Consider the following 18774-nt stretch of genomic DNA (forward strand, 5'->3'; position numbering starts at 1 on the left):
ATTTGTAACTGGTGGATAAAAAAGTTAGATTAGACTAAAAAAGTTAGCTTAGGGTAAATTTAAATAAAGAATTTGCTTTTTTGTACGTGTCTTGAAAAGTAACCGTTCTAGTGTAATGATTTTGTTATTATCGCTGTTCATTGGATTTTCTGTAATTGCACTATTTCCAACTTTCTCCAATGCTCAGTCTGAATCAAAAACATTTGTAACTCATTCAGGATCTGTAATTAAAACATCTGGTGAAATAATTGATCCTGTGTATACTACAACTGTTCCTGAATATACCGAGTCAACTATAGAATTTGATCCGATGGAATACTTGAGAGAGTTTAACTATGGAAATGTCTCTACATTGCCTGATGGTTCTGCTTTAAGAGAATTTACGATTATTGCTGATGATGATCAAATCATGGAAGTATCTCCTGGAATCTTCTTTAACGTGTGGACATTCAATGGTACTGTTCCAGGTCCAACAATCAGAGCAACTGAGGGAGATACTGTCAGGATAAAATTCATCAACAATGGTTCAAAGGAACACACTATGCATTTTCATGGAATTCATCCAGCAGAAATGGATGGTGTATTTGAAATAGTGGGTTCTGGTGGAGGACAATTTATCTATGAATTCGAGGCTGGCCCTGTAGGAGTTCATCCATACCATTGTCATGTTATGCCCCTTGAAGAACACATTGTACGTGGTCTATATGGTGTTTTCATAGTTGATCCAAAAGAGGAACGTCCTCCAGCAGACGAAATGGTTATGGTGTTAAATGGTTTGGATATGGACTTTGATGGAGAAAATAATTTCTATGCTGCAAATACAATTCCATTTTATTACCAACACCACCCAATTCAAATTAATACCAATGAACTAATTCGAGTTTATGTTGTGAACATGGTTGAGTTTGATCCAATAAACAACCTTCACTTGCATGGCAATCTGTATAATTACTATCCAACTGGAACAGATATTGTACCTTCGGCTTATACTGATATGATAACATTGTCTCAAACTGAGCGTGGAATCATGGAATTTGAATACGATTATCCTGGAAAATATCTATTCCATGCTCATAAGGTTGAATTTTCAGAAAAAGGATGGGTTGGAGTATTTCTAGTAAATGACAACCAAGATGAAAATATTCAGGACTCTGATTATGGAAGTTAATAATCATAATTCTTCAAAAGGAAAAGTAATTGCCAGTGGAATTATTCCATTTGCATTTGTAATTTTGATGATGGTCTATATTTTTGGTCCAGGTGCTGATCTGTTAGATTTTGGAACTCCTTTACCTGAAGTGACAATTGAAAAAGTAGATTTTATTGGTTCTGAAATTCATGCTACCGTCCGAAATACTGGTCCGATTCCCGTTGAAGTTGTAATGGCCGATATCAATGACAGAATTCAACCTGCGGCAGTAGAGCCTGACAGATTTTTGGAAAGATTCGAAACTACTCTTGTTAGAATTCCTTTTGAATGGAATGAAGCAGAACCCTATATTATTGGAATAACTATTGAAGATGGGACGAGATTTGAAAAAGAAGTTGAATCTGCTGCTCCTGCATTAGAGCCCTCTTTAGATCTTGCTATCTTTTTTGCAATTATTGGAACCTATGTTGGAATTATCCCTGTGATGATTGGATTGTTATGGCTTCCTTTTATCAAGAAGATAAGTAAACAAAAATTCCATTTCTTTTTAGCATTAACTGCTGGATTGTTGCTTTTCTTAGCAATTGATTCTATTGAAGAAGCAATAGAAGTTTCTGATGAAAGCCTAGCAGGAAGCTTTAATGGTTCTTTACTAGTTGCTACAGTAACAATACTATCTTTTCTTGGATTATACTATTCAGGAAACAAACTTGTTGAAAGAGCTAGTTCATCAAAACTTGCAAAACCAGTTGCAATAGCATTAATGATTTCTATTGGTATAGGCCTGCATAACTTTGGTGAAGGTCTTGCAATTGGTGCAGCAGTTGGATTAGGCTCTGTTGCATTTAGTACATTTTTGATTGTAGGATTTGCCTTGCACAATACAACTGAAGGAATAGCAATTGCCGCCCCAATGTCTCGAGGAAAACTAATGATTGGAAAATTGGCTGCGATGGGAATGATTGCAGGAGCACCTGCAATTTTTGGTGCATGGATTGGTGGTTTTTCATATTCCCCATTCACTTCGGTTATTTTCCTCTCAATTGGTGCTGGAGCAATATTTCAGGTAATAGTTGTAATAATGAAATGGATTCGAGATGAAGGTGATCATAATCTCTCAAGTGCTTCAGTGGCATCTGGATTTGCAGTTGGAATGCTAGTAATGTATCTGACCAGTATTCTTGTCTAGAATGGTTCAGGATGTATTGTAATTACAGAATTTTTAATTTCTGCTCTGATAATCTGCTCAATTTCAGATGTTAAATCATGAACTTTTTCAATTGACAAATCTCTGTCAAATGAACAATCGATATCTATTTTGAGAATATTTTCAAATTTTAGTGATATTATTCTTCCAATTTTTTTGATGTCTGGATATTTTTCCAATATTTTTTTAATTCTTTCTTCGGTTTCAGTATCTTCTACATTGAATTTCTCTGGGACAGTAACAAATGGCTCTAGATGGATTGTGGCATGAGATATTTCTGGAATCTGTTCTTGAATTTTTAATTCAATTATCTCTGAAATCTTATGAGCTGATGATAAATTAATCTCTCTATCTACCATTACATGTAGATTAGAATATGTTTTTCCTTTTGTTTTATGCATGCTAACATTGTGAACTCCTCTGACCCCGTCAACACTTCTTGCAATGTCTAAAATTTTACCATCTAGTGGAACTTTACTCCAATTAGGCTCAAAATGAATTGTAGTTGATGCATTAGGAATTTTATTTTTGATATTTTTTTCTACGCTGTCACTAATTTCATGAGCTTTATCAAAACTTGTATCTCCTCTTAATGAGATGGTTACATCTGCAAAAATCGTATCGCCTGATCTTCTCATGAGTATTGGACCTACATTGATGACTCCTTCAGTTGAATTTGAAATTTCTCTAACCTTTTTTACAAGTTCTGGAGAAATAACATCAGTCAAATCTAATGCTGTTTTGTATACTAGTTTAACACTTAGTGCAGCTAATAAAATTCCTAAAATTAATGCTGCAATAAAGTCTCCAAAATACATTCCATATGTAACCAAAACAATACCTCCTATTGCAACTAGTGTAGAGCCTAGATCCATAAATGCATGATAAAAATCTGCTTTGAGAGTAGCTCCGCCAATTTTTGTAATGGACTTTCTCAAAAGAATTATTCTAAAAAAATCAATTCCAATTGTATACAGTCCTCCAATTATTGCAAATAATCCTGGCAAAATATTTGGTGGGGGACTCTGTAATCTATTTACAGATTCATAAATGAAAAAGCATGCAATCAAAAATATTGCTATCCCTCCAATTAATCCTCCAAGCGATTCTATTTTTCCATGCCCGTACGTATGTTCTGCATCTGGAGGTTTAATTGCCAGTCTTGCTGCTAATAATAAAACAAGTGTTACTACACTATCTAACAAAGCATGAATTCCATCTGTGATTAATGCTAAACTGTTTGAAATTAGGCCAAAAATTAATTCTACTAAAAATGCTGAAAAAATGGCTAAAAGTGAAATTTGTAAAACTCTGGTTCTTTGAACAAACATATCCATGTTTTTTGATAATTTGAATCACGTATTACAGTTTTCTAAGGAGAATTGATGCGACAACATTATTTGTCATTAAATCTTGTCTTACGAATGTGTGGGATGTAAAATATCTGAGCCTATTTGCTCTTCTTTCAATTATATCATTAATTCCAATTGTTGAGGTTGATGCATCAAGTAATCCAAACTTGTTTGTCTCTGCTGAAAATTCACAATTTGAAAATCATTTTTCTGGCTCTATGGTAATTGAAGTGGTAGTAATTGATCCTAATCTAAGTGATACTGGCGAAGGGAAAGGTGAACCTGATGTTACTATTAATGGAAAATCATTACGAATGGTTCAAGCAACTGACGGTAGTTGGTATGCTTATTTTGCCAATGTTGACAAAGCCAAGGAAGCTGATTCTACAGTAGGTAAAGATGGTAAAGGACTGGATTTTGGAGTTTTCTGTAGTAGAAATACCCTTTCTTCTGTGATTGGAATCTCTCTTTCAGAAACTGATGGATTTGCAGTTCCACGCTCTACTCCTGATTCTACTAATGGCAATTCTTCGTTTACATCATGTACTGGTTCTCCATCTGGTGCAATTTGGAATAATGTTGTTAGACATGCAAAGTCAGTTAATACAAATCCGAATGTACCTTCTGGACAAATAGGAATAGATTCTAACGCATGGCCATTAATTCAACTATTTTCATTTGATGATGTTACAATTCAATACAATCCTGCTGGTCAATCACAGAAAGTCCTACTAGAGTATGATGATATTCCAAATATCTCTATGAACATTGATAGATCTCTTTATCCTGAAAACGCTGAAGTTTTTTTGTCAGTAAATGATTTTCAATTAAATCAAGATCCTACTGATGAAGATTCTTGGACTTTTAATGTAGGTGCTACTCCATCTGTTTTTTATCAAGCATATGATAGTTCTGGCTCTGATTCTGCAAATGGCGGTTCTGGTTTAGTAGACTTGGTTCCATATCTATCAAATATTGGTTTTGAGGATAATGGGGAACTCTCTATAAACAAAAATTCTGTTCTTGAATTACAATCTAATGATGAACAACCTGATACTAGTATCTCTAATGGACTTGTGATATATTCTGAAATTATTACTCTGGTTGAAGATTTTCCAAATTCTGGTATATTTGATACTGGAGATGATAGTGATCAATCTGTTTTAGGAATTTTAAATGATGTTCCACGAGGTCAAACTGGTTCTATAACCTATAATAAAAAATCTATTTCTGTTCTAACTGGTTCTTCATCAGCTAATGTTTCACTTGATGATCCTATTTTGACAATTGGTGATGACTCTCAATCATTAAAACCTGGAACCGAATTGTCTGTAGTTCTTGTTGATCCTGATCAAAACATAAACTCTGGCTCAAGAGATCATCTAGATGTTTATCGTGTAACTGCGCTCATCCCTTCAATAACAATTGGAAATCCTGTAACTCTTGAAAATGCTCAAAATGTTCTATTTCATACATCGTCTTTACTTACAGGCAGTACTGCAAATTCCTCTGTACCTGATTCTAATTCTGACAGACTCCATATTGATACTTCAAATGTATCTAATGGTTCTTATGAGATAATTTCGATAAATCTGGGGATTTCCACTTCTAATTTAGCCTCTTCTTTACTTGATGTCTCTGAATTTAACACTGTTGGCACAAATTGGATTAATTATGACTTAAGATCCATTGAAAATGATTTAGGCATTACTGATTTTACGGATACATCCTTTTCTCTTTATTTTGGAACTCTTACTGGACCGTATGTTACTATAGTTGATGCCGGTGACATTTCATCACCAAATGGCTTTATACAAATTGATGATTCTGATGTGACAGATATTTTTGATAAAAGTGGTACTGTATATCTTGTAATTGATTTTGATTCTTCTAATGATGATTCTGGTATGGTGTTTGTTTCTAATGAAATAAACCAACAGCCAATCGTATTTGATCTTTTTTCTTTTGGATTAAAAAATGATGAAAGCATAAACAATTCAATTTATCGTTTTGAGTTGGAAGAAACTCTGGATAATTCTTCTACTTTTGAAGGTACTTTTGAATATGCTGTTACAAATCAACTAAACATACTAGATCCCAATTTCATTCAAACTATACAAACTATTGATGACGAAATTAAAATCATTGTAACAAATAGACTGATTGATGAAAATGGAGTTACAATATCTTACTCTGATTTGGATGAAGTTGGTGTATCAACTACGACTTCTACAAAATCTGATATTGCTACAAATTCTGGCGTTGTTTCAACATCGTCTACAACTTTTAGATTTGGACAACCAGTCACTCTAACTCTAAAAGACTCTGATCTTAATTTAAAAAGTGATACAATAGAAAGTTATCATGTTATCGATGATCCAAATTCTCCTAATGTGGATACAGTGGGAAAAGATGGAGAAATTTTATTAGAAATCAAACTTAAAGACATTCGCTACAAACGTTGTACAATAAATGGCATTGAACATGGTGGTTTAGCTTCTACTGGATTCTCGTTAATTGAAACTGGACCAAGTACAGGAATTTTTGAAGGTGTATTCAAAATGCCTTCTCAAATTTGTGACAAATCTGGAACCAAGTTGATCTCTACTGCAGGAGGGAGTCTTGATGCAAAATATTATGATTCAAGAGATAATTCCGGTAATCCCAATATTTTCAGTTCATTAAGAGACAGATCAGTTTCATTTCAAAGTTCTTCCAAACTTAGTGCATATGATATTGTAAAACCTGTTTCCGGAAAAATCGAAGAAATTATTCTTTCTGGAAGTATTGATAATTCTAGAAGAGGAATTCCTCTTACAGTAATCATAACCGCCCCTGATGGACATACACAAAATTTTGCTGCGACACTGTCCAGTAATGGTAGTTACAAATCCATTATTTCTATCAATGAACATTCTTTGTCTGGTGTTTACAAAATTAATTTATTTTATAATGAATCATTTGTAAAAGAAATTTCATTTACTGTCTCTGACCCTAAAATCCCTGATTGGATCAAAAACAATGCTCAATCTTGGTCTTCTGATAATTCCTCTGATTCTGAATTTATTGACGGAATTGAATACTTTGTTGATAATGGATTCATCATCAAGCCAAACTCTTCTGTTTCTAAACAAGAAATCCCTGATTGGATCAAAAACAATGCAAAATGGTGGATAAATAATCAAATTTCTGATGAAGACTTTATTAAATCAATTCAATACTTGGTCAAAAAAGGTATCATTAGAATATGATCTGGTCAATTTTTATTTCGTTGAAAATATAAATACTCTCAAATCATGAAAAAAATGAAAATGAGGCTAACTGGGTTCTTAGCATTTGCTCTATTGTCAATTTCAATTTTATCTTATGGTGTCAGTGGGACTGCTTTTGCAGCTAGTGATCCAAATCCTGCATTGCCAATATCTACTGATTTGGATATTGTTGCAAATGGCTCAACTGTAAAAATATCTGGTAATGTCAAAGATTATGATTCTTCATCTGGCAAGGGATTGACATTTATTATAACATCCCCTGACAACAATATAGTCGGTATTGGACAATTAACTCCAAAATCTGATGGTTCTTTTACAAAAAATATCATTTCTGGTGGTCCTCTTTGGAAATTAAACGGTGATTATACTATTGAATTTCATTATGGTTCAGATAGTTCAGAAGTTTCAGTAAATTATGTTGGTGGAGAAGAAGTAGTTTCTGGTCAACCAGAGCCAACACCAAAGCCAAAACCAGAACCAAAACCAGAACCAAAACCAAAACCAGAACCAGAACCAGAACCAGAACCAGAACCAGAACCAGAACCAGAACCAGAACCAACCTGCGGGGCTGGTACTGAATTAATAAATGGAATCTGTCAAGTAATTAAAACTGAAGAACCAGATGGTGGAGGTTGTCTAATCGCAACTGCAGCATATGGAACTGAATTAGCACCACAAGTTCAATTCCTTAGAGAGATTAGAGATAACACTGTAATGAGTACTTCGTCTGGAATTGCCTTCATGTCTGGATTCAATCAATTGTACTATTCATTCTCACCAACCATTGCTGATATGGAAAGAGAAAATCCAATGTTCCAAGAAGCTGTACGAGCATTCATCACTCCAATGATCTCAACATTATCTATAATGACATTAGCTGACAATGGCTCTGAAGTTGAAGTTTTAGGATTGGGAATTTCTGTAATTGCATTAAATTTGGGAATGTATATTGCAGCTCCTGCATTGATCGGATTCAAAGTTCGAAAGCACATCAAATCTAGAAAGTGATCTATTTCCCACTCTAAGTTATTATATTGAAACACTTGTAATAATTCATGCATATCGAATATGAAGAATTTGAAACAATCGAAGATCTTCTAATGTATATGGCATCTGCTGCCCCTCCGATGAAAAATACAATGCCTATTAACTCTTACAAAGGGTATGTAATGTCTTTTATTCCACTGAGTCCTTCAACTGGAGAAACATATCTTATGCTTTATGTAAAAGATTCACTTGAGCCAGGAATTTATGAATTTGATGTTTCGTCAAAATCTTTTAAAAAAGTTGAAAGTGTTGAGAGAGCAGATAAAGTTTACTTTATCTCTCTAACCCCAAAACGAAATACTATAGCTGACATTGCTATTGAAAATCTATAAAAATAGAATTCTCCTTTCCATGTCTAGGTAATTACGTAGATTATAATTTGTTGCAAAATTGTTATAATTAAAAATCTACAATTTCTTTGTTTGAATTTTAGGTGCAGACACTGATCTACTTCTAGCATATTTGCCAATAATCTCATCTGGTGTTCTTCCATTGAATAGATCTTTGCATAGTCCTCTAAGATATCTCATAATTGCCCAAGTACCAGCTTTGAGAATTCCATACATGAATACTTTCATTGGAGGACCATATGTCTTGTTTCTAAGAATAATTGGAATGATGTCATTAATCACACGTAAGTTATTCTCCCAGCATTTCCAAAATAATGTGAATTGTGCTTCATTCAAGTTTCCAAAGTGCATGGAATTCTTTTCACTAAAGTCTTGGTAAAGTAATGGTGCAACCAAACCTCTAAAGTCCATTTCTCTAAAATCACTCATCATATCTATAGTGTATTGAATATCATCAGGTGTTTCATCAGGCCATCCAATGATAATTGTTGCAGCTGGGAACCAGTGATTCTCATTTAGAATTTTTGCACCTTCTCGTACCACACTTCCCCACTCCTCAGGTGCAAATGGTTTTGTTTTAACACCTAGGTGTTTTTTTACCATATCTGGTGCAACTGTTTCTATTCCTAAATTAGTTGCAAGCCATCTGCCAGTTTTATCCTGTTCATTAACATGTGAAATCTGCTGCATCAGTAATGGGTCTGCTGCTACTGCAGAAAATGTCATATGTGTTGTGCCGATAAAGTTTGCACCCAATCCTTTGAGTCCTTTCCATAAATCAACTATGGCATCTCTGTTTGGAACAAAGTCTCTATTGTCACATCCATAGAGCAACATTTCATCTGAATGTAACCAAATTGAATCAAATCCATAATCTAAGTTAGTCTTTGCCTCATGCTGTAATCTCTCTAGTGGGAGATCTTTTTTTGATCTTTTATTCACATCACAAAAGTCACATCCTCTTCCACAACCACGCATTGCTTCAATTAGAGAATTGATTGTAGGGCCTTCGATTACTGGAATATTCTCAAGATTTCTTACAAAACAATGCATTAGTTCTGGTGCATCATTTTTTTCTAAATCTTGAAACAAGTCTACTGCTAATTCATCAGCTTCTCCTACAACAACTGTATCAATTCCATGAATTTTCATTCTATCTGATTTAGCTAATTCCCAAGCACCGTTTCCTCCAACGACAACTTTGAAATCATATTTCTTTTTGAGCTGAATTATGCTTGCACACATTTTTTTAAATTTCATTGCAACATAGGATAATTTTTCTGGAGACATTGTTGTTGTAACTGGAGCCATTCCTAATGGATCCATTACATTGATTCCTACTACTTTAGTATCTGGCCCAATTGATTTTTGAAGCATTTCTGGGTGGGCCATGAACACATCTTCTCTTTTATATCCTCCTTGAATCAAAGAACTTTCAATTCTTCTTAGTCCTACTTGAGCAACTTTTACTTCACCTGTGATTGGATCAGTTTCTACAGAGGGACAAAATACTTTATCAAAAACCCATTCAGGTAGAACCTCATATGGTCCACATGCAATAAACCCGTAAAGAAAATTTCCTCGATAATTTGTCATTAAACTACGATCAGCAGTAAGAACAACACGTTTGCCGGACAACTATGGAACTTCCTTTATGTATCTTATATATGATTTACGAGATATGTTAGTCTTGAAAATTCCATCTTGAATTATTTTTTTTAATTGCTCTGTTCGCAATGTTTGCTGCAATCCCTCCTGCAGCTATTCCGTTGTCTATATTTACAACAGATAGTCCTAAAGAACAACTCTGAAGCATTGATGCAAGTGCTGCAATTCCTTTTTCACCATATCCATACCCTACTGACGTTGGAATTCCTATGACTGGAATGTCTACTAGGGTAGACACTAGAGTAGCTAAAGCACCTTCCATTCCTGCTGCAACTATGATGCAATCCACATCTTCATTAATCATTTTTTTTAAAATTGGAAAAACTCTTTGGATTCCGGCAATTCCTACATCATAGCTTGTAATGCATTTGCAATTCATCGCCTTGCACATTAATCTTGATTCTTCTGCTACTCCAATATCTGAAGTACCTGCAGTCATTATTCCAACTTTTCCACCATGAAATTTAATTGGTTTTTTAAAGAGTAGCAATGATGATGAATTTTTCCCCGTTTCCACTTTAACTTTTAATCTCTTTACAAACACTAAAATTTTTGGATAATCTTCTTTCTTAATTCTAGATACTATTACTGAATTTGTTTTTTCTAGAGTTTTTTTAATAATTTTTTTAATCTCATCTAATTCCTTGGTTTCTGCAAAAACTACTTCTGGAATACCTCTTCTTTTCCTTCTATTGATGTCTATTTTTACAAATCCTTCTACTTCTTCAATTGAATAAAGTGACAATAATTTTTTAGCATTATTTACTGAAATTTTTCCTTCTTTTAGTGCTTCTAAAATTTCATGAATTTCCAATGATGGATTTGATTTGTTAGTATAAAAAAAGGCTTAGATCTCAATACCTGAGATGGCATTTTTTACGTTACCAACTGCTTTATCAAACGCTTGTTTTTCTTCATCATTTAGATCCAACTCTATGATTTTCTCAACACCTTTCTTGCCAATTACTGCTGGAACTCCTATTGTTACATCCGAATGACCATATTCTCCATCAAGATATGTTGCAACTGGGATGACTTGTTTTCTATCTCTTACAACGGACTCTATAATTGCAGAAATTGCATTTCCAGGAGCATGAACTGTGGCGCCTTTTAATTCGATGACTTTGGCAGCCACTTGTTTTGTATTGATAATTAATTCATCTAATTTTTCTTTTGGAAGAAAAGATGATAATGGAATTCCTGATACTGATGAAAATCTTGGTAATGGCAACATGTTCTCCCCATGTTCTCCAATTACTAGTGCTCTGATAGAATCTCGAGAATGACCTGTTGCTTCATGAATGAATTGTCTGAACCTTGACAAATCAAGCATTCCTCCCATTCCAAACACTCTACTTCTGTCAAATCCTGATACTTTGTAAGTAATGTAGGCCATTGGATCAAGTGGATTGGTTACTGGAATAATCATAGAGTTATCTGCATATTTTTTTACATTTTCAACCACGCTTTTTACAATTGTTGCATTAATTTTCAAAAGATCCATTCTAGTCATTCCTGGTTTTCTTCCAGAACCTGCCACTACGACTACGACATTTGATCCTTTCATATCTTCAAAATTATTTGATCCTTTCACTTCAACATCGATTCCTTGCTCTGATAACATGTGGTTGATATCCATTGCTTCTCCTTGAGGAAGTCCTTCTGCTACGTCTAGCAATAATATCTGATCATCTAATCGTTTTAATGCTGAAAATAATGCAGCGTCTCCGCCTACTTTGCCTGAACCGATAATAGTAATCATGAAAATTGATGTAAATTCTGAATAATTAAATCTAATGGAATTCTTGAAATATTAGTCGAATTTATAAGCATTTTTGATATTTTTGAATTATGGTTGTTGTAATAGATCCACAAATTGCTGGTATATCTGGTGATATGCTTCTATGCTCATTGGTGGATTTAGGAGCTGACAAGGATAAAATCATTAACGGAATAAGAGAATCTGAAAAATTCCTCTCAGGTTCCACAATAAGAAAAATTGATTTTGAAAAAATTCAAAAACATGGAATTGAATCGTTACAACTAATTTTAGAAATTGATGAAGATGTTCATGAAAGAAAGGGTTCGGAAATTAAATCTGCAATAATAAATTCTTCCAAACAAATTCATCTTTCTGAAAAAGCAAGTTCTTTTGCTGAATCATGCATTGATACTTTGATCTCATCAGAATCTAAAATTCATGGAATTCCTGAAGAATCAGTCCATTTTCATGAGGCCTCAAGTATTGACACTTTGGTAGACATAATCGGAATCACAATTGCTTTAGAAGACTTAGGATTATTTGACGAAAAAATTCTTTGTTTACCTGTTTCAGTGGGTGGAGGCTCTGTATCATTTTCTCATGGAACTATGTCAAATCCTGCTGCTGCTATATTGGAGATTTTTAAAAATTCTAACTTGATAATTAAAGGAAATGATGCAAACGATGAACTTACAACCCCTACAGGGGCCTGCATTTTAGTAAATTTGGCACCTGAGTCTGTAAAACACTATCCTCCAATGAAAGTAGCATCTATTGGGTATGGTGCAGGGCAAAAAGACTTTGAAAGTTTTTCAAATGTTCTAAAAATTATTAGGGGCTCTGAAAATAATCTTGAAATTGACTCTGTAAAAATACTTGAAACAAATGTAGATGATGTTTCAGGAGAAATATTGGGTAATCTAATTGAGAAAATTATGATTAAAGGAGCACGAGACGTTTCTATTTACAGTGGAATTACAAAGAAAGGGAGACCAACAAATCTAGTATCTATAATTTGTAGTAACGACACTCTTGATCAAATAGTTGATACACTTGTTTTGGAAACTGGAACTCTCGGAATTAGAATTTCTGATTCAAATAGATTCATAGTTCCTAGAACAAATCATGATGTTTCTTTATTTTTGAACGGACATACTCTTCAAGTAAATTATAAAAAATCTTCATTCAAGGGAAAAATTAATTTTAAAATTGAATTTGATGATCTGAAGAAAATTTCTAACATTATTGATAAACCAATTAAAGAAACTGAAGTATTGGTAAGAAAAGAAATTGAAAAATTGGAGATTAATAATGACAAATCTTGAAAATCTTGAAAATTGGTTTGAGGATAAAAATAAAGTAATGATTGCACTCTCAGGCGGAGTTGACAGTGCATTAGTTGCTTATGCTGCATTTCAAAAACTTGGAAAATCAGCAATTGCTGTAACTGCCGATTACAAAACATTATCTGCAGAAGAACTTGATACTGCCAAGCAAATTTGCTCAGAAATTGGAATACAACAACTCCTTTTGGATTACAATGAACTTGAAAATGATGATTTTATAAAAAATGATTCTAATCGATGTTTTCATTGTAGGATGGAATTAGGTGATCATTTGGTCAAATTGGCAAATGAGCATAATGTGGATGTGATTGTAGATGGGACAAATATTGATGATTTAGGTGATTTTAGGCCTGGAATTAAAGCATTAAAACAAAATGGAATTCGCAGTCCTCTTGTAGAGACAAATTTTACAAAATCAAACATTAGAGAAACTGCAAAACTGATAGGATTGTCCGTATTTGACAAACCATCAAATTCATGTCTGGCATCAAGAATTCCTTGGGGACAAAGAGTTACTGCAGAAAAATTAATTCGCATTGAGTTTGGAGAAACTATTATCAAACAACTTACTGGCGTAAAACAGGTTAGAGTACGTGACATAGATGGTTCTGCAAGAATTGAAGTAGAGAAACAAATGATATCTAGATTTGATGAGATTATCTTAAAACAACTAACTGAGAAATTAAAGATGATTGGGTTTGATTCTGTTGAAATTGATCAAGAAGGATATGAACCAGGAAAAATTAATGTGATTGCAGATTGATTTATCTTGACAATGCTGCATCAACTCAAATCCATGAAGATGTTTTAAATTCTATGTTGCCATATCTTAAAGAACAATATGGCAATGCATCTTCAATTCATAGATATGGAAGAATGACTCGTAAAGCAATTGAAAAAGCTAGAAAACAAGTAGCATTACTAATTAATGCAGATCCTTCTGAAATTTTGTTTACCTCTGGAGGCACTGAATCCAATAATACTGTTCTAAGGGGCATATTTATGAATAATTCTTGTAATCATATTGTCACATCATCAATTGAACATGATTCTATTTTGGAGCCCTGTAAGCAACTAGAAAAAAATGGATTGATTGTTGATTACCTTCCTGTTGATCAATTTGGGACAGTTGATCCTTCTGAATTAAAAAATAATCTATCTGATAACACTTGCCTTGTCTCAATAATGTTTGGAAACAATGAAGTTGGTACTATCCAAAAAATTTCTGAAATTGCTAAAATATGTAATGAGAGAAAAATCCCGTTTCATTCAGATGCGGTTCAGGCAGTTGGAAAAGTCACTATCGATGTTAAAGAATTAGGCATAGATTTACTATCTATTTCTTCTCATAAACTTCACGGACCAAAAGGAATTGGTGCACTGTACATAAAAAATGGCATAAAAATGGATCCTGTAATTTTAGGCGGTGGTCAGGAACATGGATTACGCTCCGGAACTGAAAATGTTGCAAATATTGTAGGGTTTGGCAAAGCATGTGAAATTGCAAAAAATAATTTAGATGAAAACATGTTGTATGTGAAAAAACTCCGAGACTTGTTGATTGATAAGATACTGCATGAAATTCCTGAAGTGACCCTCAATGGTGATCCTCGCTTTAGATTGCCAACCAATGCACATTTTACATTTCTTGGTGTTAATGGTGAAGATCTTATCATTAAACTCGATGAATATGGAATTGCAGCTTCTACTGGTTCTGCATGTTCTGTAAACACTCAAAGAGCTTCACACGTTTTACAGGCAATGGGTTTTTCACATGAACAAATCGCTGGTTCTCTAAGATTAACTGTTGGTATATTCAATGATGAAAAAGAAATTGAACAGACAGTAATCTTTCTGAAAAAAATTGTTCAAGAACTAAGATCATTTTCCCCATTCAAAGAAAAATATTCTTTTGTTTCTAAAGACTAGATGCTGATTGGAAATTTGTTTCTAGCAACTAAAACAGTCATCATAATTCCAACAACCAAAATCATCATCACAACTGTTCCAAATTCTGGCACAACATAGGTTCCAATAATCTCAATATCTGAATCGCTCGGTTCAAATTCAATTGTTATCACTCTGGATTCTGAATGGACATCTGGTTCTTGATATGGTACTTCTATGCCATCAATCAAAATAATGAAAGTATCGTCCTTACCATCTTGTTTTTCTGCCCCTATGAATTCTCTTGGAAGATCTAATGTTATTGATCCTTCATCTGTAGCATCAATTTGTACTACTACTGCAAACATATTTGAATCGACAACCATTTTTTTGACTGTGCCTCCTTTTATGGTGTATTTCACATCAAATGTTCCATAACTTCCTGCATCTACTTCATAAGGTTCTGTTATTACAACAGCTTCTGATTTTGAAGTATATGAAAATCCAGTTTCAATTTGATGCTCTTGATATGATGCTATGATTGTATATTCTCCAGTTTTTTTCCATAATTTTCCTTCTGCTAGGAATGTTTTTGTAAAACTACCATCTTGTGCTACTGTAAGCTGTGCGATATCTACTAAATTACCTTGACTAAATAATTGTAATATTACTGGCGTTTCACCAATTACTGTAGTTACCTTTCCTGAAACTACAATTGCATCTCCTTCATCATAATTATTATCATCTGTTTGAATTGAAATCAATGACTCTTGTGCAAATGTTGTACCTGTAGAAATTATCAATAAAATAATTAATCCATAACAAATTTTTAAATCCACGAATTTCAAAATACTCGTTTGTATATTTCCTTTACTATTAAAAAATGAAAAAATGAAAAAAGTTGTGTGACTTTTAGTATCTTGGTATAATGCTAAGTCTTGATTTTGCAGATATTGCAATTATTGAAATAATTGCTACTGCTAGAATCATAGCTGCTATTGTACCAAATTCTGGAATCACATAGGTACCGATTATTTCGATTGTTTCAGCGCCGGCTGGGAACATGACTGTTACTTTGTTTGCAACAATTTCAACATCATCCCATTCTTCTCCATCCACTAGTACCATGAAGATACCTTTTTGGACTTTTGTTGATGGGGTTATTGTTAATGTTCCATCCTTCTTGGCGTCGATTTCAATGACAATTGAATTATCATTTGTATTGATCATTGCATTTGTTACAACTCCACCTGAAATTATAAATGGTATACATTGACCACTTGCAGATATCTCATTAACAGCACATTTCTTGTCTGTTGTTGTTGGTGGTGTATTGTATGCAACTCCACCACTTAGTCCAATCTTGACACTATTGCTTTTTTCTGCACTGCCATAGTTTGCTTTAATGGTGTAGGTACCGTCATATTTCCACATTGCACCCGCTGTGTTTAGTGTTGTCTCAAAAGTACCATCTTCTGCTACAGCGAGCTGGTCTACTGTAATAATGGAGTTTAGAGGACTAATCACAGTAATTGTGACTGGAAATCCAGATGTATTTGCTACTTGGCCTTTTACCATAATCATGTCGCTATGACCATAATCTGTTTTGTCTGTCCAAACAGATACTGGAATTGCTTTTTGCAGCATTTTACTTGCTGTTGTTCTAGCATCTTCCATGGAACATCCTACACATGCTTCAGGAATATCCCCTGCTGCATATGCTGTTGACATAGTTAGTGTACCGACTGCAGTCATTAAGGCTAGTAGTGCGAACGTCGTACGGTTGTTCATCTTGTTGCGATTTGCACTTGTCTCTATTTATGTATATTTAAAAAGAGAAAAAAATTGTGAACTTAGTATCTTGGTATAATGCTAAGTCTTGATTTTGCAGATATTGCAATTATTGAAATAATTGCTACTGCTAGAATCATAGCTGCTATTGTACCAAATTCTGGTACTACAACTCCATCTTTGATATCTACTTCAGTTGAAGCAGTATATTTTGGATCGTCAAATTGTTGTACTTTTACAGTATACAAACCATCTTGTTTCCATAATGGTCCTCCTACTGTAATTTTAGCAGCAAACTCTCCATCAAGCATTGGTGATATTTGAGTCACTTTAACCACATTCCCATTTGGTGCAATTACCTTCAATGTGATGTCTTGACTTACTCTATCTGTATTTCCTGTAACCTCAAACATTGTAGAACCATTCTCGATAATTATTTTATCAAGGAAAAGTCCTCTGTCTTTTGCAACATTTGTTGTGTTTGGTGTGAATATCCCTGTTTCTAAATTAGATTCAGTTTCAGATGTTCTTTTAGTCATACCATTTGCTACTTCAACAAATACATTCAAAGTGTACAATGAATTTGTTCCTATGCCTTGCATTGCTTTGATCTTGTAAAATCCATTTTCAGTCCATGTTGGTCCTACTTTGAATACCTTCATAAAATTACCATTGTTGTCTGGTGATATTTGATCAATTGCAACAACATTGCTTCCACTTGGGGATGTTACTGTAAATGTAACATCGCTGATTTTTGAAACTGTTTGGCCTGTTACAGTAATTGTGTCTGAGCCTTTATCGGCTGTAACTGTAATTGACATTCCTTGAGTTTGAGCAAAAGCATCTTGCTGAATAGAGGTCATTGAAACTAATGACAGTGCCATAAGGGCTATTGCCATTGATGTTGTAGAACGTTTAAAATTCATCCTATTTCCACCCAACATTATTGCTATTTATGTATATTCAAAAATAAAATTTTGGGTTCCAATCCATATGGATTGGATGATTCTTTAAAAATAGAAAAAAGATGAAATTTAGTATCTTGGAATAATACTAAGTCTTGATTTTGCAGATATTGCAATTATTGAGATAATTGCTACTGCTAGAATCATAGCTGCTATTGTACCAAATTCTGGAATCACATAGGTGCCAATTATTTCAATCTCTTCGGCTCCTGCTGGGAATGCTATGATGAGTGTTCTATCTTTTGATGATGTAGTCTCTTCAAAGTCTACTTCTTCTCCGTCAATTAAGACGAAAAAGTCATCATCTTCACCATCAATCATTGCATCCAAAACAGATCTAGGGATTGTCAAGGTAAGTGATCCGTCACTTGTAGCATCTATAGATACAATCAGTGAATTTGCATCCACATCAGGCATGATGCTAAGTAGTTTTCCGCCTGTGATTTTATATCCAACCAAATCATCAGCGCCTTCAATTGAAACTGTTGTAGCAGTTACTTTGGAAGGTTTCTGAATTGGTGTATCTGTAGATCCTCCAAATTCAAATGACGTTGTAGCTACACGATTTTGGGTTCCATATGTTACTTCAATTGTATAAGTTCCAGATGTTCTCATTGTTCCTCCAGCAGTAATTTCAGTACTGAATTTTTTATCAGCACCTACAGTTAATTGAGCAAGAGCGACAATTGCATTATCGTTCTTAACAATCAAACTTACTGGGGTTCCAGAATACAGATCTTTCACTTCTCCTGTTACTAGAATAGTTTCACCTTCTGAATAGGAAGATTTGTCTGTAGTAACAACAATCGAGCTTTGTATTTGTCCAAATGCTGGTGCCATGCCAATACCTGTAACCAAGATTACAGATAAGGTAAACACTGCTAGATGAGCTTTCATTAGTTTTCCGCCTAAATTTGGACTATTTAAGGTTGTGAAAAAATTTGTTGACTAAATAGAAAAAAGACTGATTTTTGCCA

The 18774-nt window shown here is 34.0% G+C and carries 16 protein-coding genes; 8 read left to right on the forward strand and 8 right to left on the reverse strand.

The genetic code is table 11. The annotated features are described in order from the left end of the window. Window positions 1-115: 115 nt before the first annotated feature. Window positions 116-1168, forward strand: coding sequence for a multicopper oxidase domain-containing protein (locus tag OEW78_RS01115; protein WP_300323040.1), 1053 nt, complete (start codon window positions 116-118; stop codon window positions 1166-1168). Continuing rightward, the gene (locus OEW78_RS01120) at window positions 1158-2339 is read left to right on the forward strand and encodes a divalent cation transporter (protein WP_300322932.1); all 1182 of its coding nucleotides are present in this window, start codon (window positions 1158-1160) and stop codon (window positions 2337-2339) included. The genes OEW78_RS01115 and OEW78_RS01120 overlap by 11 nt, the downstream gene beginning before the upstream one ends. Here OEW78_RS01120 and OEW78_RS01125 read toward each other — a convergent pair. Continuing rightward, window positions 2336-3688, reverse strand: a complete 1353-nt coding sequence (locus OEW78_RS01125; RefSeq protein WP_300323042.1) for a cation-efflux pump — start codon at window positions 3686-3688, stop codon at window positions 2336-2338. The two genes, OEW78_RS01120 and OEW78_RS01125, sit on opposite strands and share 4 nt — an antisense overlap. 113 nt (window positions 3689-3801) lie before the next feature. On the opposite strand from OEW78_RS01125, the gene OEW78_RS01130 reads away from it, so the two are divergent. Genes OEW78_RS01130 through OEW78_RS01140 form a run of 3 tightly spaced genes read left to right on the forward strand, consistent with a single transcriptional unit; the run spans window position 3802 to window position 8360 of the window. Next, window positions 3802-6960, forward strand: a complete 3159-nt coding sequence (locus tag OEW78_RS01130) for a peptidase (protein WP_300323044.1) — start codon at window positions 3802-3804, stop codon at window positions 6958-6960. 54 nt (window positions 6961-7014) lie between these two features. Then, the gene (locus tag OEW78_RS01135; protein ID WP_300323045.1) at window positions 7015-7989 is read left to right on the forward strand and encodes a CFI-box-CTERM domain-containing protein; all 975 of its coding nucleotides are present in this window, start codon (window positions 7015-7017) and stop codon (window positions 7987-7989) included. A 47-nt stretch (window positions 7990-8036) separates the two neighbouring features. Next, entirely contained in the window at window positions 8037-8360 is a 324-nt protein-coding gene (locus tag OEW78_RS01140) for a hypothetical protein (RefSeq protein WP_300322934.1), read from the forward strand. 75 nt (window positions 8361-8435) lie between these two features. Here OEW78_RS01140 and OEW78_RS01145 read toward each other — a convergent pair whose 3' ends face one another. The 3 genes from OEW78_RS01145 to OEW78_RS01155 are packed head-to-tail and all read right to left on the reverse strand — an operon-like array spanning window position 8436 to window position 11808. Continuing rightward, on the reverse strand, window positions 8436-10016 hold the full coding sequence (locus OEW78_RS01145; protein ID WP_300322936.1) for a radical SAM protein: 1581 nt from the start codon (window positions 10014-10016) through the stop codon (window positions 8436-8438). A 46-nt stretch (window positions 10017-10062) separates the two neighbouring features. Continuing rightward, on the reverse strand, window positions 10063-10860 hold the full coding sequence (larB, locus tag OEW78_RS01150) for a nickel pincer cofactor biosynthesis protein LarB (RefSeq protein ID WP_300322938.1): 798 nt from the start codon (window positions 10858-10860) through the stop codon (window positions 10063-10065). Window positions 10861-10893: 33 nt separating this feature from the next. Next, window positions 10894-11808 carry a malate dehydrogenase gene (locus OEW78_RS01155; protein ID WP_300322940.1) on the reverse strand — a complete coding sequence of 305 codons (915 nt, stop codon included), beginning with the start codon at window positions 11806-11808 and terminating at the stop codon, window positions 10894-10896. Window positions 11809-11897: 89 nt separating this feature from the next. Between OEW78_RS01155 and larC the strand changes: the two genes are divergently transcribed. From larC to OEW78_RS01170, 3 genes are read left to right on the forward strand one after another with little or no spacing between them, the layout of a single operon-like run. Further along, a complete protein-coding gene (gene larC, locus OEW78_RS01160; RefSeq protein WP_300322942.1) occupies window positions 11898-13133 on the forward strand; it encodes a nickel pincer cofactor biosynthesis protein LarC in 1236 nt (411 codons plus the stop codon). Beyond that, window positions 13120-13917 (forward strand): ATP-dependent sacrificial sulfur transferase LarE, encoded by a 798-nt coding sequence (larE, locus tag OEW78_RS01165; protein WP_300322945.1) that lies wholly within the window; start codon window positions 13120-13122, stop codon window positions 13915-13917. Before larC ends, larE begins: the two co-directional genes overlap by 14 nt. Then, window positions 13914-15083 carry a cysteine desulfurase family protein gene (locus tag OEW78_RS01170; protein ID WP_300322946.1) on the forward strand — a complete coding sequence of 390 codons (1170 nt, stop codon included), beginning with the start codon at window positions 13914-13916 and terminating at the stop codon, window positions 15081-15083. The genes larE and OEW78_RS01170 overlap by 4 nt, the downstream gene beginning before the upstream one ends. On the opposite strand, the gene OEW78_RS01175 is transcribed toward OEW78_RS01170, so the two are convergent. From OEW78_RS01175 to OEW78_RS01190, 4 genes are all read right to left on the reverse strand, one after another. Next, window positions 15080-15880 (reverse strand): PEFG-CTERM sorting domain-containing protein, encoded by an 801-nt coding sequence (locus OEW78_RS01175; protein ID WP_300322948.1) that lies wholly within the window; start codon window positions 15878-15880, stop codon window positions 15080-15082. The two genes, OEW78_RS01170 and OEW78_RS01175, sit on opposite strands and share 4 nt — an antisense overlap. 73 nt (window positions 15881-15953) lie before the next feature. Further along, a complete protein-coding gene (locus OEW78_RS01180) occupies window positions 15954-16772 on the reverse strand; it encodes a PEFG-CTERM sorting domain-containing protein (RefSeq protein ID WP_300322950.1) in 819 nt (272 codons plus the stop codon). Window positions 16773-16894: 122 nt separating this feature from the next. Continuing rightward, the gene (locus tag OEW78_RS01185; RefSeq protein ID WP_300322952.1) at window positions 16895-17758 is read right to left on the reverse strand and encodes a PEFG-CTERM sorting domain-containing protein; all 864 of its coding nucleotides are present in this window, start codon (window positions 17756-17758) and stop codon (window positions 16895-16897) included. 108 nt (window positions 17759-17866) lie between these two features. Further along, window positions 17867-18694: a PEFG-CTERM sorting domain-containing protein gene (locus OEW78_RS01190; protein ID WP_300322955.1), complete on the reverse strand. Its 828-nt coding sequence runs from the start codon at window positions 18692-18694 to the stop codon at window positions 17867-17869. Window positions 18695-18774: the final 80 nt, after the last annotated feature.

Origin of the sequence: Candidatus Nitrosopumilus sp., assembly GCF_029882185.1 — an archaeon.
Lineage (GTDB): Archaea > Thermoproteota > Nitrososphaeria > Nitrososphaerales > Nitrosopumilaceae > Nitrosopumilus.